The following is a 13,760-nucleotide window of genomic DNA, read 5'->3' as shown; positions in this document are numbered from 1 at the left end:
AAGCATGGATGAGCGCAAGGATGAGCGGGCGACCGGCGTGCCGCGCGTGATCGTGCCGCCCGTCGTGGTGGTGCTCTGCGCATTGATCGGCCTGGCGAACCTGGCGGGCTGGATCAGCGGCGCGCGGATTCTTGTTTCGATCGCATCGGGCCTGCCAGCGATGGTGCCCGCCACCACGATACTGGCGCTGCTGGCCGCCGCGGGATTGTGGGTGCACTGGCGCTGGCCGAAGCGGACTGGCCTGGCGCGTTTCTTTCCAGCGCTCGTGATCGCGCTTTGCGTCGCGATCGGCATCTGCTACGTGGCCGGGGCCGCGCCCGGGCCGTTCAGGCTCGCGCAAAGCGGCCATGAATTCCCCGCCAGCCTGCCTTCGCCGGTGACCGCCTTCATGTTCTTCTTGCTGGGCAGCGCACTGCTGCTGTCGGCCACGCGCACACGGCTCATGGTGGCACAGGGCATTGCCCTGGCGGTCTGCATGCTGGCGGTGCTGAACCTCGGCGGCTACCTGTTCCGTGACACCGTGCTGTTCCAGCTTCTGCCGGGCCGCGGCACATCGATCCCGACCACGGCCCAGGCGATCCTGCTCGCGCTGGGCATCCTGTTCGCCCATCCGCGCCGGGGCCTGATGGCGGCTGTGACGGGCAACCTGCCGGGCGCCGCCATCTCGCGCCGCCTGCTCGTTTCCGCCTTCGTGGTTCCCGTCGCGGCGGGAACGATCGCGGTGATCGCTGCGGACCATGGCTTGCATGACACGGAAACGACTCTGCCATTGTTCGTGTGGACGATGATCGTGCTGTTCCTGCTGATCATGTGGCGCTTCGCGCTGCGGCTCTCGTCCGCCGACGTGGCCCGCTTCAACGCCGAGCGCGAATTGCAGGGCGCCCTGCGCGACCTGCGCGCCGAGCAGGACAGGAAGGACATCTTCCTGGCGACCCTCGCCCACGAGTTGCGCAATCCCCTCGCCCCCATCACCGCCGCAGCCGAGGTGCTGCGCCACGGAGGCGGTCAAACGATGGAAGACCGGCAGCGGATCGGCGGCATCGTCGCGGCGCAGGCGGGCAATCTGGTCGACATCGTCAACGACCTGCTCGACATCGAGCGCCTGAGCAGCGGCCGCATCGCACTCGACCGGCACATGCTCGACCTGCGAACGCCGGTCGCCGGCGCGCTGGAACAGGCGCAGCCGCTGATCGCACGCAAGGAACACGCATGCCGGGTCGACCTGCCCCCGGAACCGGTCTACATCTGCGGCGACGTCAAGCGGCTGGTGCAGATCCTGTCGAACCTGCTGAACAATTCGGCCAAGTACACGCCCCCCCGGCGGGACCATCGCCGTGCGCCTGGCAACCCACGGCGCCTGGGCCTCCGTGACGGTGGACGACAATGGCATCGGCATCGCCGGCGACATGCTTGCCCGCGTGTTCGACCCCTACTCCCAGGCCGCGCTGACGCCCGACCGGACCGAAGGCGGCCTTGGTATCGGCCTGTCGCTGGTCAAGCGCCTGACGGAACTGCATGGCGGCAGCGTCACGGCGGACAGCCCGGGCCCCGGCAAGGGCAGCAGCTTCACCGTCATAGTGCCGCTGATGCCGCCATCGGGGCGGTGCGCGGACGCCGGGGACACCGCCGCGATACGGTCGAAATGAAGCGATGCATTCCGGTGTCCGCCTGAGAACTCATGCAGGGAATCGCCGCCATCCGGCCGGCACGCCATCGCACACCATCCGCCCGTACAGTTCGATACAGATCGACGACAACCGATGACACCGCGCATGGCGCAACGGGTGCACTATCGCCATTGATCTTGCGCGGAGAAGTCACGCGCGAATTGCCCCGCCCTGCCATCGAAAGGAACGACCATGCATGCCATCCTCCCGTGCCTGTGCGCCGCCCTCGTCGCGATCACGGCCTCCTTCCCCGCCAACGCCCAGCCCTCCGGCGGCCAGCGCGTCATCCTGGCAGCCGACAAGACCAATGCGATCGCGCACTGGCACGATATCGGCGCCGCCACCGTCACCGCGAAGGCCGCGGCGGCAACGACGGAGGCGGAAAAATATGCCGCGTTCCCGGCCGACATGGCGACGCTGCACCTGGCCATGTACGACGCCGTCATGGCGATTGACCGGCGCTACCGGCCGTTCCAGTATGCGCCGCAGCGGCCCGACGGGAGCGCCTCCGCCGACGCGGCCGCGGGCAGTGCCGCCTACGAGGTGCTGCGCGCGCTCTTTCCCGGTCGTGCCGACCAGTACCGCGAGGCCCACGAACGCTTCATGGCGGCGCTTCCCGACGATGCCGCCAGGGCACGCGGCATTGCGCTTGGCAAGGCGTCGGCGGCGGCGCACCTGGAACGCCGCGCGGCTGACGGCCGGGCGACGTCATTGCCCGGCTACGCGGCGCGGGAAACGCCGGGCCGGTTCCGGGGCAAGGACCCGATCAACCGCCACTGGCCGACGATCCGCCCGTTCACGCTGACGACCATCGCCCAGTTCCGCCCGCCACCGCCGCCCGCGCTCGACAGCGCCGAGTATGCCGCCGACTTCAACGAGGTCAAGGAACTCGGCGGAACGCACAGCACGCGGCGCTCGGCCGGTCAGCTGGAACTGGCGCGCTTCCATTCCGAAGCACCGCCCCCGTACTTCACCCGCAACTTCGGCCGCTTCGCCCGCACCACGGCGGATACGGCCGATGCGGCCCGGCTGATGGCGGCGATCTACACGAACTATGCCGATGCCATCGGCGCGTGCCTGGAGGCGAAGTACCACTACGACACGTGGCGGCCGCAGAGCGCCATTCCACTGGCGGAAACGGACGGCAACCCGGCCACCGCCGCCGACCCCGCGTGGACACCGCTGCTGCCCACGCCGAACCATCCCGAGTATCCCGCGGCGCATTCCTGCTCCGCCGCCACGCTGGGCGAATTGCTGCGGCAGTACTACGGCACCGACCAGGTCACGTTCACCTGGGACAGCAAGGTCACCAACGCGACCCGTACCTACACGGACACCGATGCGCTGGCCGCCGAAAGCAGGATGGCGCGCATTTACGGCGGCATGCACTTCCGCTATTCGACCGCCGCCGGGGCCGAAGTGGGCAGGAAGGTCGCGGCATGGACGATGGGCCACGCGTTCATGCCGCAACCGAAATGACGTGGGCGCGCATGGCGCCGGCAAGCGGGCCATCGCCGAAACGCCGCGCCAGGCGAGCCGCCGCGAAAGCCGTGGCGGCCGCCGGATCGCCGCCCCGCGCCGCGATCTCCAGCCGCAATGGCGTGCCCTCGCACAGGCCCGCCGCCACGCTCGCCGCATCGGCGGCACGGCCTTGCAGGGCCACCGTCTCGATGTCCGGCGGCGACGTGAAGCCGGCCGCCGCCAGGTCGCGCACGATCGCATCCTGGTCATGGTAGCCGTGCGGCGTGCGGGCGAGGAAGCCTGGCGGATCGGCGGGAAACAGTTCTTCCATCGCGGCCTGCACCTCGCGGGCAAAGGCATTGGCCGCCAGCGCATCCCACACGTTGAACAGCAGGCGGCCGCCGGGCGCGAGCACGCGGCGCGCCTCGGCGAACGCCGCTGGCTTATCGGGAAAGAACATCACGCCGAACTGGCACACCACCAGGTCGAAACCCGCATCACCGAAGGGCAAGTGCATCGCATCGGCGACCTGCCAGGCCAGCCGGGGTGAGTCGATTGCCGCGCGCCCCAGCGCCAGCATGCCCGGATTCAGGTCGGTGGCGACGATGTGCGCCGATGGCAGCGCCATCACGAGATGGCGGGTCACGATGCCCGTTCCCGCGGCGATTTCCAGCAGCCGCCCCGGCGCCAGGTCCACGGCGCGCGCGACGAGGTCGCGCGCGTAGGGTTCGAACAGCAGCGGCACGAGATGGCGTTCGTAGTGCTGCGGGAGCAGACCCGCGAATTGCGCGTCGGTGGATGTCATGGTGTGGTCATGGTGAAGAAGTCAGCGATTTGGCCTGAAACTATCGTTAATTGGCATACGGGCCAATATGAGCGCCAGCGATCCGCCGTCACAATGCTGCCATCAATCACCTTCATGGAGCAGCACATGCAACGATCGACCACCCTGGCCTTCTTGTTGGCCGTGACCCTCGGCACGGCGGGTATCATGGCCCACGCAGCACCGGACACCGGGACGGCCACGGCAACGCAATCCGTCCAGGTCCAGCAGATTCGCAACGCCACGATGAAGATCAGCTATGGCGGAAAGACTTTCCTCGTCGATCCTTTCCTGGCCAAAAAGGGCCAGTATCCCGGTTTCCCGGGCACCTTCAACAGCCAGCTGCGCAACCCGCTCGTCGAACTGCCGATGCCGGCAAAAGACATCATGCAAGGGGTGGACGCGGTGATCGTGAGCCATACCCACCTCGACCACTGGGACGGGGGCGACCACCAGTTCGTGCCCAAGGCGATGCCGCTGTTCGTGCAGCATGACGCGGATGCCAAGCTCATTCGCGGCCAGGGCTACACGAATGTCCGCATTCTCGACGGGACTGCCGTGTTCGAAGGCGTGCAGCTGACCAGGGTCGGCGGCCAGCATGGTACGGATCAGATGTACTCGAAGAAACCGCTGGCCGACTTGCTCGGCGAGGCGATGGGCATCGTCTTCCAGGCACCGGGCATGAAAACCGTCTATGTCGTGGGCGATACGATCTGGCAGCGTGACGTCGACCAGGCTCTGGCAAGGTTCAAGCCGGACGTGATTGTCCTGAACGCCGGCGACGCCCGCGTGGTGGGCTTCACCGGCTCCATCATCATGGGCAAGGACGACGTGCTGCACGCCTGGCAGCGCATGCCAAACGCCACCATCGTTGCGACCCATCTGGATGCGATCAACCACATGACGCTGAGCCGCAAGCAATTGCAGGAGCATGTGACACAGCACGGCGTCCAGGACCGCGTGCGCATTCCGGCCGACGGCGAAATCCTGAAGTTCTGAAGCGCGGCCGGCCACGGCCGGCCGCGCCTTCCCACGGCTGGGCACTAGCGGCCGGAACCGCCCGCCCGCAGCCGTTCGCACTCCTCGTCCGTGAACAGGCGCGAGCGCGTCAAGAACCGCCGGCCCGTGCCGTTATCGAGCGAGAACATGCCACCGTTCCCCTCGACCACGTCGATGATCAGTTGCGTGTGCTCCCAGTAGGCGAACTGCTCGACGCCCATGTAGAACGGCGCCCCATCGAGCTCGCCGAGGCGGACATCCGTGTCGCTCACGTTGAATTCGCCATCCGGATAGCACATGGGGGCGCTGCCGTCGCAGCAACCGCCGGACTGGAAAAACATCAGCGGGCCATGGCGCCGCCGCAGCTCACCGATGAAGGCCAGCGCGGCGGGGGTCGCGGTCACGCGGGGGACGGGGTCCGTCATCGCGTCGCCGTGCGCCATCAGAAGAAGCCCAGCGCCTTCGGGCTGTAGCTCACCAGCAGGTTCTTCGTCTGCTGGTAATGGTCGAGCATCATCTTGTGGTTTTCGCGGCCGATGCCCGACTGCTTGTAGCCGCCGAACGCGGCGTGCGCCGGGTACAGGTGGTAGCAGTTGGTCCACACGCGGCCGGCCTGGATGGCGCGGCCGACGCGGAAGGCACGGCTGCCGTCGCGCGTCCACAGGCCGGCGCCCAGGCCGTACAAGGTGTCGTTGGCGATGCGCAGCGCGTCCGCTTCATCCTTGAACGTCGTCACCGAGACCACCGGGCCGAAGATCTCTTCCTGGAAGATGCGCATCTTGTTGTCGCCCTTGAACACGGTGGGCCGCACGTAGAAGCCGCCGGACAGGTCGCCCTCGTGCGTGGCGCGCTCGCCGCCGGCCAGTACCTCGGCCCCTTCCTGGCGGCCGATATCGAGGTAGGAAAGGATCTTTTCCAGCTGTTCCTGCGACGCCTGGGCACCGATCATCGTGTTCGCATCGAGCGGGTTGCCGGCCTTGATGCGCGCCACCCGGTCCAGCGCCTTCTCGATGAATTTGTCGTAGATCGATTCCTGCACGAGCACGCGCGACGGGCATGTGCACACCTCGCCCTGGTTCAGCGCGAACATGGCGAAGCCTTCCAGGCACTTGTCGAAGAAATCGTCGTCCGCATCCATCACGTCCGCAAAGAAGATGTTCGGCGACTTGCCGCCCAGCTCCAGCGTCACGGGGATCAGGTTTTGCGCCGCGTATTGCATGATCAGGCGGCCCGTAGCCGTTTCGCCCGTGAAGGCGATCTTGGCAATGCGCTTCGAGGAGGCCAGCGGCTTGCCCGCCTCGAGCCCGTAGCCGTTGACGATGTTGAGCACGCCAGCCGGCAGCAGGTCGCCGATCAGTTCGACCAGCACCATGATCGACGCGGGCGTCTGCTCGGCGGGTTTCAGCACCACGCAGTTGCCCGCCGCCAGCGCCGGGGCCAGCTTCCACACGGCCATCAGGATCGGGAAGTTCCAGGGGATGATCTGGCCCACCACGCCCAGCGGCTCATGGAAATGGTAGGCGTAGGTTTCATGGTCGATCGTGGCGATCGACCCTTCCTGCGTGCGGATGCAGCTGGCGAAATAACGGAAATGATCGATGGCCAGCGGCAGGTCGGCCGCCTTGGTTTCGCGGATCGGCTTGCCGTTGTCGATGGTCTCGGCGGTGGCCAGCATGTCCAGGTTCTGTTCCATGCGGTCGGCAATGCGGTTCAGGATATTCGCCCGTTCGGCCGGCGATGTCTTGCCCCATGCTTCCCGGGCGCCATGGGCGGCGTCCAGCGCCAGCTCGATGTCCTCGGCCGTCGAGCGGGCCACCTCGCAGAACGGCTGGCCCGTGATCGGGGTGACGTTGGCGAAGTATTCGCCCTTGACCGGCGCGGTGAAGCGGCCGCCGATGTAGTTGTCGTAGCGTTCGCGGAACGGGTTGGCCACGCCCAGTTTGCTGATGTCGGCAAGATTCATGTCGTCCTCGTTTCTCTGTTGGAGTAAGGGAACGCTTGCGCATGATGCAGGGTCTGCAAGCGCCATGCCATCCTGTTTCCGGTCTGGTGCCGGCGAGATGTCACCTGGCGATTATTTCACAAAAGCGCCGCGATGCGGCATCGCACCGGCTGCCCGGGCGCCGCCAGGGCCGCTACCCCAGCAGCACGTGGGCCACGGTGCGCGCCGCGATGCCGACGCAGCCGCCCAGCACCGCGGGCAGGCACACCTTCGCCACGCGCTTGCCGGCGGAGATGAGGATGGCGACGCCGGGAAGGTCCATCGTGTGGATCAGCCAGCCCGCGCTCTGGTTCACCAGCAGTGCATTGGCGGTGCCGTCACGGTGCATGTCGCCCAGCAAACCAAAGACCGCCGTGCCGCCGGCAAGCGCCTTCGTCAGCGTCAGCAGGACGAGGCTGGGGTCGATGGACGCGGCTTGCAGCAGTGGCGCGAGCAGCCCGGTCAGCCAGGCGAACAGCCCGAGCTCGCGCAGGATGGTGATCGCCACCAGCGACAGCACCAGCATCGGGATCACGCCGACCGCGATGCGGAATGCTTCGGCGCCGGCGCGGTTGATGACATCGAGGATGCCCTTGCCGTCTTCGGCGACCGGATGCTTGAGGGTTTCGTCCATCGGCTTCTCGCGCGTGGACAGGGCGCGGCCGAAGCCGTAATACGTGGCCGCGGCGGCCAGCAGGCCGCCGGCCACCGACACGGCGAGCGCCAAGCCAAGCCGCAAGTCCAGCGCGGCCATGGGGAACATGACGTTGGCCTGGCCCATGGCGAAGACCATGGCGAGCGTCGCGGCCAGGTGCCGGTCCGACGCGCCGCGCTGCTCCATCATCGCCAGCGTGGCGATCGGCGCGGCAAAACTCACAAAGCTGATTTGCAGGGCGGCGAACACGCTCAGGCCCGTCAGGCCGACCGGCTTCAGCACGGGGGCGAGTTTCGCCACCACCCAGTCCACCACCCCGCGCGCTTCCAGCAGCCGCATCAGGGCCAGCATGACGACCATGATGGGCAGCAGGATGAACAGCGACAGCTCGACGGCCGAGCGGCCCGCCTTCAGGACGATGTCGATCAGTTCCATGGAACGCTCCGTGATCCGTGGCCGCGGGGTCGGCGGCGCGGGACGTCAATACCCGACGCATCGCTGCGGCAGGCGTGCGGTGGCGGTTAGCTTACGGCCTGGCGAGTTCGGCGTCGATGGCAGCCACGAGGCTCGGGTCGTCCGCCGTGACGTCCGGCGCGAAACGGCCGACGACGTCGCCATTGCGGCCGATGAGGAATTTTTCAAAGTTCCACAACACGTCTTCCTTGCGGGCCGGGTGCACGCCGTACTGCGTGAGCTTTTCGCGGAACGGGCCGTCGCCGGTGGCCGCCGGCTGCGCCGCGACCAGCGCGGCATACAGCGGATGCTGCGTGTCGCCCAGCACGGAAATCTTGGAATACAGGGGGAACTTGACGTCGTAGTTCAGCGAGCAGAAGGCGCTGATGTCTTCGTCGCTGCCCGGCTCCTGGCCCATGAAGTCGTTGGCGGGAAAGCCCAGCACTTCGAGGCCCTGCGCGCGCTTTTCCTGGTACAGCGCTTCGAGGCCGGCGTATTGCGGCGTGAGCCCGCACTTCGAGGCGACGTTGACGACGAGGAGGACCTTGCCGCGGTGCGCGGCCAGTGTGTCGTCGGTCCCGTCGATGCGTTTCAGGGCAATGTCGTGCAGTGCGGCCATGGCATTCCTTTCAATATTGGACAGGCCATTGTACCGGCGCGGCGCGCTTTGCGCCGGCGCGACTCAGAGGAATGGCCAGCCGAGAATGCGCCTGGCGTGCAGCATGGAGCGCAGCGCCAGGTAGCCCACCGCGGCACCGAAGGCCACGAGGCTGCGCAGGTCGCCCATGAACGCCAGCCAGAAGCCCCCCACGGTGACGGCCGCGACCGCGACCATCAGCCACGTTTCGATGCTGAGGAAAAACGGGAGCGCCGCGCGGCAGGCGCGCAGGACGAGGGCAATGGCTTCCCGGAAGGTGGTGGCTTCGCTGTTCATGGTGCGGGATCGATAGCGGCTGGACGGAACCGGGTATCTTACGCCAAATCAACTAAGCTGGCCACTCTTGCATGGTGCGAACCGGGGTCTGACCCCGATTCAGGGAAATATTGCCATAGATCGGGGTCTGACCCTAATGCCGTTCAGTTAGCAAAGATCGATGGAGTTTGCGGCGCTAGCGTATTGGTGTCGGACACCGGCCTCTTGGTGGCTTGGCAGGGGTTTCGCGAAGCATGCTTCGCGCCTGCCAAGCGGTGAAGGCATGCATGCCTTCACTCCTTCCGGACACCGGTTTTCCGCTCAGGAATTCGGCAACATCAGGCGAAAACCGGTGTCCGACACATTTTCCGGATAAAGCGCCCGGAAAAAATGTCCGACACCAGGCACGCTAGTGCCAACCCAAATGGTCACGTCGCCTTAACTTAACGACATTAGGGTCCGACCCCGGTCTGCATTACCGCGTCGCCTCTTCCGGTTCGGCAATGGCGGCAGCTTCGTGCGGATGCGACAGCAGGATGGTCTGGTTGGGGAATGCCAGGTCGATCCCCGCCGCTTCGAGCCGCTCGTAGATGGTCAGCAGCAGCGTTTCGCGGATGACGACCTGCACGTCGAATTCGCGCACGTCGATATAGGCGAACACGTCGATGTTGAAGGAGCGCTCGCCGATGCTGCCCAGCCGGGCCCGGGCGCCTTCGGCGATGTGCTCCTCCTCGGCCAGCACCTGCTGCACGATGGTGATGGCTTCCTTCAGCTTCGCCGACGGCGTTGCATGGTCCACGGCGATGACGGGATTGAACAGAAAGCGGTCGCGGTCCGCGAAGTTCTCGATCTGGCGTGCCGACAGGTCGCCGTTCGGAATCGTCACGACCGTGCGTTCGCCCGTTCGGATGCGGGTCGAGCGGATGCCCACGTCTTCCACCGTGCCGACCACGTCGCCGACCTTGATGAAGTCGCCCACCTGCAACGGGCGGTCGGCGATCACGGTCACGCTGCCCACGAGGTTTTCCACCGTCTTCTGCGCGCCCAGCGCCAGCGCGATACCGCCGATACCGAGTGCCGCGATGCCCGTGGTCACGTCGATGCCGAAGGTGTCGAGGATGCCGATGCCGGAGAACAGCAGCAGCAATACCTTCACGGTGCGCCGCAGCAGCGTGATGACGGAAACGATCTGCCGCCGCCCCTGCCGGCGCATGCGGGTGATGACGAGTTCGGCGATCGCATCGACGAGGCGCAGCCCGAACCACACGACCGCGATGACGGTGACGATGCCCGTGTAGCGCAGCAGGGCCTGGCGCGCCACGATGGCGACGGGCAGCTGGTCCGCCCAGTTGTAGAACACGGCCACGGCGACGACGAGGCTGAACGGCGGCAGCGCCGCCTCGATGAAGCGGTAGGCGCCATTGGCCGCGGGGTCGGTCACCATGCGGCGCACCGCGGCGATCATGAGCACGGACAGTATCCACAGGCCGCCGAAGACGAGGATGGCCAGCCCGACGAGGATCGCCCAGTCCTTCAGCGGCGCGCCGCCAACGACGAGTTCATTCTGCACCGGTTCCTGCGCCGCGGCGGCAATCTGGCTCTCGGCGGCGATGAGCGCCTGCGTTTCCTTCGAGATGCGCCAGACCTGCCGGTCGCCTTCCTTGGCCAGCGATGCGAGCACCGGCACCGGCTTGCCCTTGATGGTCACGTCGCCGATGTGCTCCTGGTCGAGCGGCAGGTCGTCGTCGAGCCGGCCGCCCGGTTCGTTCGACAGGGCCGCGAACGGGTCCAGCGTGCCGCCCTCGTCGAGCAGCGCGTGGAAGCCGCGTGCCTGGTTGACGGCCTTCATCCGCTGCCGCGCGCTGTTCGCGGTGGGCTGGTCGAAATACATGGCGGCGCGGTCGTAATCGGGTTCGGCCAGCGCTTCGAGCAGGCCGGACACCATCGCGCGCGGCGTCTCGCGGCCCAGCGGGTCGGGCTGGACGGCCGGCGCAGCCGGCGCGGCGGGTTTCGGGGCGGCAAACAGAGCAAAGCTGGTGGGGCTCGCCAGTGCGAGCACGATCGATAGCAAAAAAGCGGGGAAAAAGCGCATGCGTAGAACACCTCCTTGGGTCAAGCCGATGGCGCAGGGTCGCGGGCGCGGTGGCACTGGCCGGCGTGTTGATCACTGCGGGAATGATGGCGCGGAACCGCTGCGGAAGAATGCCTGTCGGCGAATTACTTGTCTGGATTGCAAAGTTTAACATCCCGCCACGCCATTGTCCGCACGCTTGCCCGCGCATGCCGCCCCGCAACCTTGCTCAACACTCAACAACTTGAGCAGGCGCCGCCCTGCCAGGGTGCTACGCTCATGCGGTATGCCACCGGCAGGCCCCACCAGGAAGCCCCATGATCCGCAGAGAATTCATCGCCAGCGCGCTGGCGGCCATCGCCTCCGCCTCCGCCCTCGGCGCGGTACAAGCCGGCGCACGGCGCCCCAACATTATCTTCATCCTGGCCGACGACATGGGCTATGGCGACACGGCCGTGTATGGCCAGCGCCGGATCGCCACGCCGAACATCGACCGGCTGGCCAGGGGCGGCATGCGCTTCACGCAGGCTTACGCCGGTGCGCCCGTCTGCGGACCGTCGCGCTGCGCACTGATGACGGGCATGCACACGGGCCATGCGCGCATCCGCGACAACACGGCCATCGCCGGCGGCAAGCTGGGCACGAAGGGCAAGGGCAAGCAGCTGTGGCGGCGCCCGAACCTGCTACCGGACGACAGGACGGTGGCGCAATACCTGCGCGACGCCGGCTACCGCACCGGCCTGATGGGCAAGTGGCACCTCGATGGCTTCGAAGCCGAGGCCACGCCGATCCAGTTCGGCTTCGAGGAATTCAAGGGCTGGCTCACGCCGCTGGAAACCACGCACGGCTACTGGCCGGCACAGCGCGTGCACGGCGACAAGCTGGTCGACATTCCCGAAAACGCGAACGGCAAGCATGGCCGCTACGACACGGACATGATCACGCTCGACGCTCTCGACTTCATCGAGCGCCACAAGGCCGGGCCGTTCTTCCTGTACGCGGCCTACAACAGCCCGCACTCGCCGTACACGGCGCCGGACTTCGGGCCCTACGCCGATCGCGCCGACTGGTCGGACGACGAGAAAACCTATGCGGCGATGATCCACTACCTCGACCTCGGCATCGGCCAGCTGCTCGACAGGATCAAGGCCGCGGGGCTCGACAACGACACAGTGATCTTCTTCGCCTCGGACAACGGGCCGCGCTCGGAGCCCACGCCGCCGCAGACACGGCTGGCCGACTTCTTCGATTCGAATGGCGGCTTGACGGGCTACAAGCGCGACATGTACGAAGGCGGCGTGCGCACGCCGTGGATCGTGCGCTGGCCGGGCAGGATCCCCGCCGGTTCCGTAAGCGAGGTGCCGGTGTATTTCCCGGACTTCCTGCCCACCGCGCTGGACCTGGCGGGCGCACCCGTGGCGAAGTCCGATGGCGTGAGCCTGCGGCCCTTCCTCGTCGACCCGCAACGGCAGGCGGCCGACCGCTTCCTGTACTGGGAATACTACGATCCCGAATTCCGCCAGGCGCTCCGCTGGGGCAAGTGGAAGGCCGTGCGGCTCAAGCGCGACGGCCCGCTGGAACTGTACGACCTGTCGCGTGACCCGAAGGAGAGCACGAACGTGGCCGCCCGGCACCCGGACATCGTCGCGCGCATGGCCGACGGCATGGCGCGCGAACATGCCGCGTCGGTCGAATATCCGGACCCGCCGAAGAAAACCTAGGCCGGCGACAGCGGGCGCACGCAGCGGAAGCCGATGTTCGACGCTGCGCTGTCGGGCGTGTTCATGGTGCGCGCGGCGGGCCGGTAGCGGTTGCAGTACGACGCATGGCACAGGAAGGAACCACCCTTCATCACGCGCGCCGTGCCGTGCGCGGGCCCTTGCGGATCGCGTGACGGCCCGGCCGTGAAGGCCGTGCTCCAGTAGTCGGCGCACCACTCCCAGGTGTTGCCGGTGACGGAAAACAGGCCGTGGCCGTTCGGTGCAAAGGCGTCCACGGGACAGGTGGCCGCATAGCCGTCGTCCGCCGTGTTCACGTGGGGGAACTCGCCTTGCCACACATTGCACAGGTGGCGGCCATCCGGCACCAGCTCGTCGCCCCACGGATAGAGCTTCTGTTCGAGGCCGCCGCGCGCGGCGTATTCCCACTGTGCCTCGGTCGGCAGCGTAGCGGCGCTCCATGCGCAGTAGGCCATTGCGTCGTTCCATGAGACGTGCACCACCGGATGCGCCATGCGGCCATCGATCGTGGAACCCGGGCCTTCCGGCGCGTGCCATGCGGCGCCGCGCACGAGGCACCACCAGGGCGCCGCGGCCAGCGTGTCCTCGACCAGGTCGTCGTAGCGGTCGTCCGGCACCTGCGCGTGGAAGACGAACGAGGTGCCGTAGCGCTCGGACTCCGTCACGTAGCCGGTCGCCGCGACAAAGGCCGCGAAGTCGGCGTTCGTCACCGGATGGATGTCGATCGCGAACGGCGACAGCGCCACCTCGCGCACGGGCCCTTCGCCGTCGCCCTTGTTGGCGAGCGCGTAATCGGTTCCCATCAGGAAGGTGGCGGCGGGCAGCAGCACCGCGGCACGCCCTTGCCCGGCCTGTCCTGCCGCCGGCATCGACGGCGCGGGCGGCGCGATGGCGCCCTGGCGCGAGGCCGCGCAACAGGGTTTGACGGGGGCCGGGTCGGAAGGCTGCTCTGGTGCTGGTGCCTGGGAAGGCGCGTGATGATCGTTCATGTGGGGGCT

The 13,760-nt window shown here is 67.2% G+C and carries 12 protein-coding genes; 4 read left to right on the top strand and 8 right to left on the bottom strand.

Annotated features, from left to right (window positions below):
- Positions 1-4: 4 nt before the first annotated feature.
- Together EWM63_RS22600 and EWM63_RS22595 are read left to right on the top strand one after the other, a co-directional pair.
- Complete coding sequence (locus tag EWM63_RS22600) at positions 5-1,672, top strand: sensor histidine kinase (RefSeq protein WP_130188543.1); 1,668 nt, start codon at positions 5-7, stop codon at positions 1,670-1,672.
- 187 nt (positions 1,673-1,859) lie between these two features.
- Positions 1,860-3,146, top strand: coding sequence for a vanadium-dependent haloperoxidase (locus EWM63_RS22595; protein ID WP_130188542.1), 1,287 nt, complete (start codon positions 1,860-1,862; stop codon positions 3,144-3,146).
- Here EWM63_RS22595 and EWM63_RS22590 read toward each other — a convergent pair.
- Positions 3,127-3,933 (bottom strand): class I SAM-dependent methyltransferase, encoded by an 807-nt coding sequence (locus EWM63_RS22590; RefSeq protein WP_130188541.1) that lies wholly within the window; start codon positions 3,931-3,933, stop codon positions 3,127-3,129. The two genes, EWM63_RS22595 and EWM63_RS22590, sit on opposite strands and share 20 nt — an antisense overlap.
- Before the next feature lie 126 nt (positions 3,934-4,059).
- On the opposite strand from EWM63_RS22590, the gene EWM63_RS22585 reads away from it, so the two are divergent.
- Entirely contained in the window at positions 4,060-4,950 is an 891-nt protein-coding gene (locus EWM63_RS22585; RefSeq protein WP_130188540.1) for an MBL fold metallo-hydrolase, read from the top strand.
- Positions 4,951-4,994: 44 nt separating this feature from the next.
- On the opposite strand, the gene EWM63_RS22580 is transcribed toward EWM63_RS22585, so the two are convergent.
- The 6 genes from EWM63_RS22580 to EWM63_RS22555 form a co-directional block, all read right to left on the bottom strand.
- The gene (locus EWM63_RS22580; RefSeq protein WP_130188539.1) at positions 4,995-5,375 is read right to left on the bottom strand and encodes a DUF779 domain-containing protein; all 381 of its coding nucleotides are present in this window, start codon (positions 5,373-5,375) and stop codon (positions 4,995-4,997) included.
- 17 nt (positions 5,376-5,392) lie between these two features.
- Positions 5,393-6,913, bottom strand: coding sequence for an aldehyde dehydrogenase (adh, locus tag EWM63_RS22575; RefSeq protein WP_130188538.1), 1,521 nt, complete (start codon positions 6,911-6,913; stop codon positions 5,393-5,395).
- 172 nt (positions 6,914-7,085) lie between these two features.
- Positions 7,086-8,021, bottom strand: a complete 936-nt coding sequence (locus EWM63_RS22570; protein ID WP_130188537.1) for a nucleoside recognition domain-containing protein — start codon at positions 8,019-8,021, stop codon at positions 7,086-7,088.
- A gap of 91 nt (positions 8,022-8,112) precedes the next feature.
- Positions 8,113-8,658, bottom strand: a complete 546-nt coding sequence (locus EWM63_RS22565) for a glutathione peroxidase (RefSeq protein WP_130188536.1) — start codon at positions 8,656-8,658, stop codon at positions 8,113-8,115.
- Between the two features lie 63 nt (positions 8,659-8,721).
- Entirely contained in the window at positions 8,722-8,973 is a 252-nt protein-coding gene (locus EWM63_RS22560; protein ID WP_130188535.1) for a hypothetical protein, read from the bottom strand.
- Between the two features lie 454 nt (positions 8,974-9,427).
- A complete protein-coding gene (locus EWM63_RS22555) occupies positions 9,428-11,044 on the bottom strand; it encodes a mechanosensitive ion channel family protein (protein ID WP_130188534.1) in 1,617 nt (538 codons plus the stop codon).
- A gap of 296 nt (positions 11,045-11,340) precedes the next feature.
- Between EWM63_RS22555 and EWM63_RS22550 the strand changes: the two genes are divergently transcribed.
- Positions 11,341-12,744, top strand: a complete 1,404-nt coding sequence (locus EWM63_RS22550) for an arylsulfatase (RefSeq protein WP_130188533.1) — start codon at positions 11,341-11,343, stop codon at positions 12,742-12,744.
- Here the strand turns inward: EWM63_RS22550 and EWM63_RS22545 are convergent.
- Positions 12,741-13,751, bottom strand: a complete 1,011-nt coding sequence (locus EWM63_RS22545) for a formylglycine-generating enzyme family protein (protein ID WP_207221133.1) — start codon at positions 13,749-13,751, stop codon at positions 12,741-12,743. The genes EWM63_RS22550 and EWM63_RS22545 overlap by 4 nt on opposite strands.
- Positions 13,752-13,760 lie beyond the last annotated feature (9 nt).

It is taken from the genome of Pseudoduganella lutea, from assembly GCF_004209755.1.
GTDB lineage: Bacteria > Pseudomonadota > Gammaproteobacteria > Burkholderiales > Burkholderiaceae_D > Rugamonas > Rugamonas lutea.
Note: the sequence above shows the minus strand (reverse complement) of the source record. Positions and strands in the feature narration are given on the sequence as shown.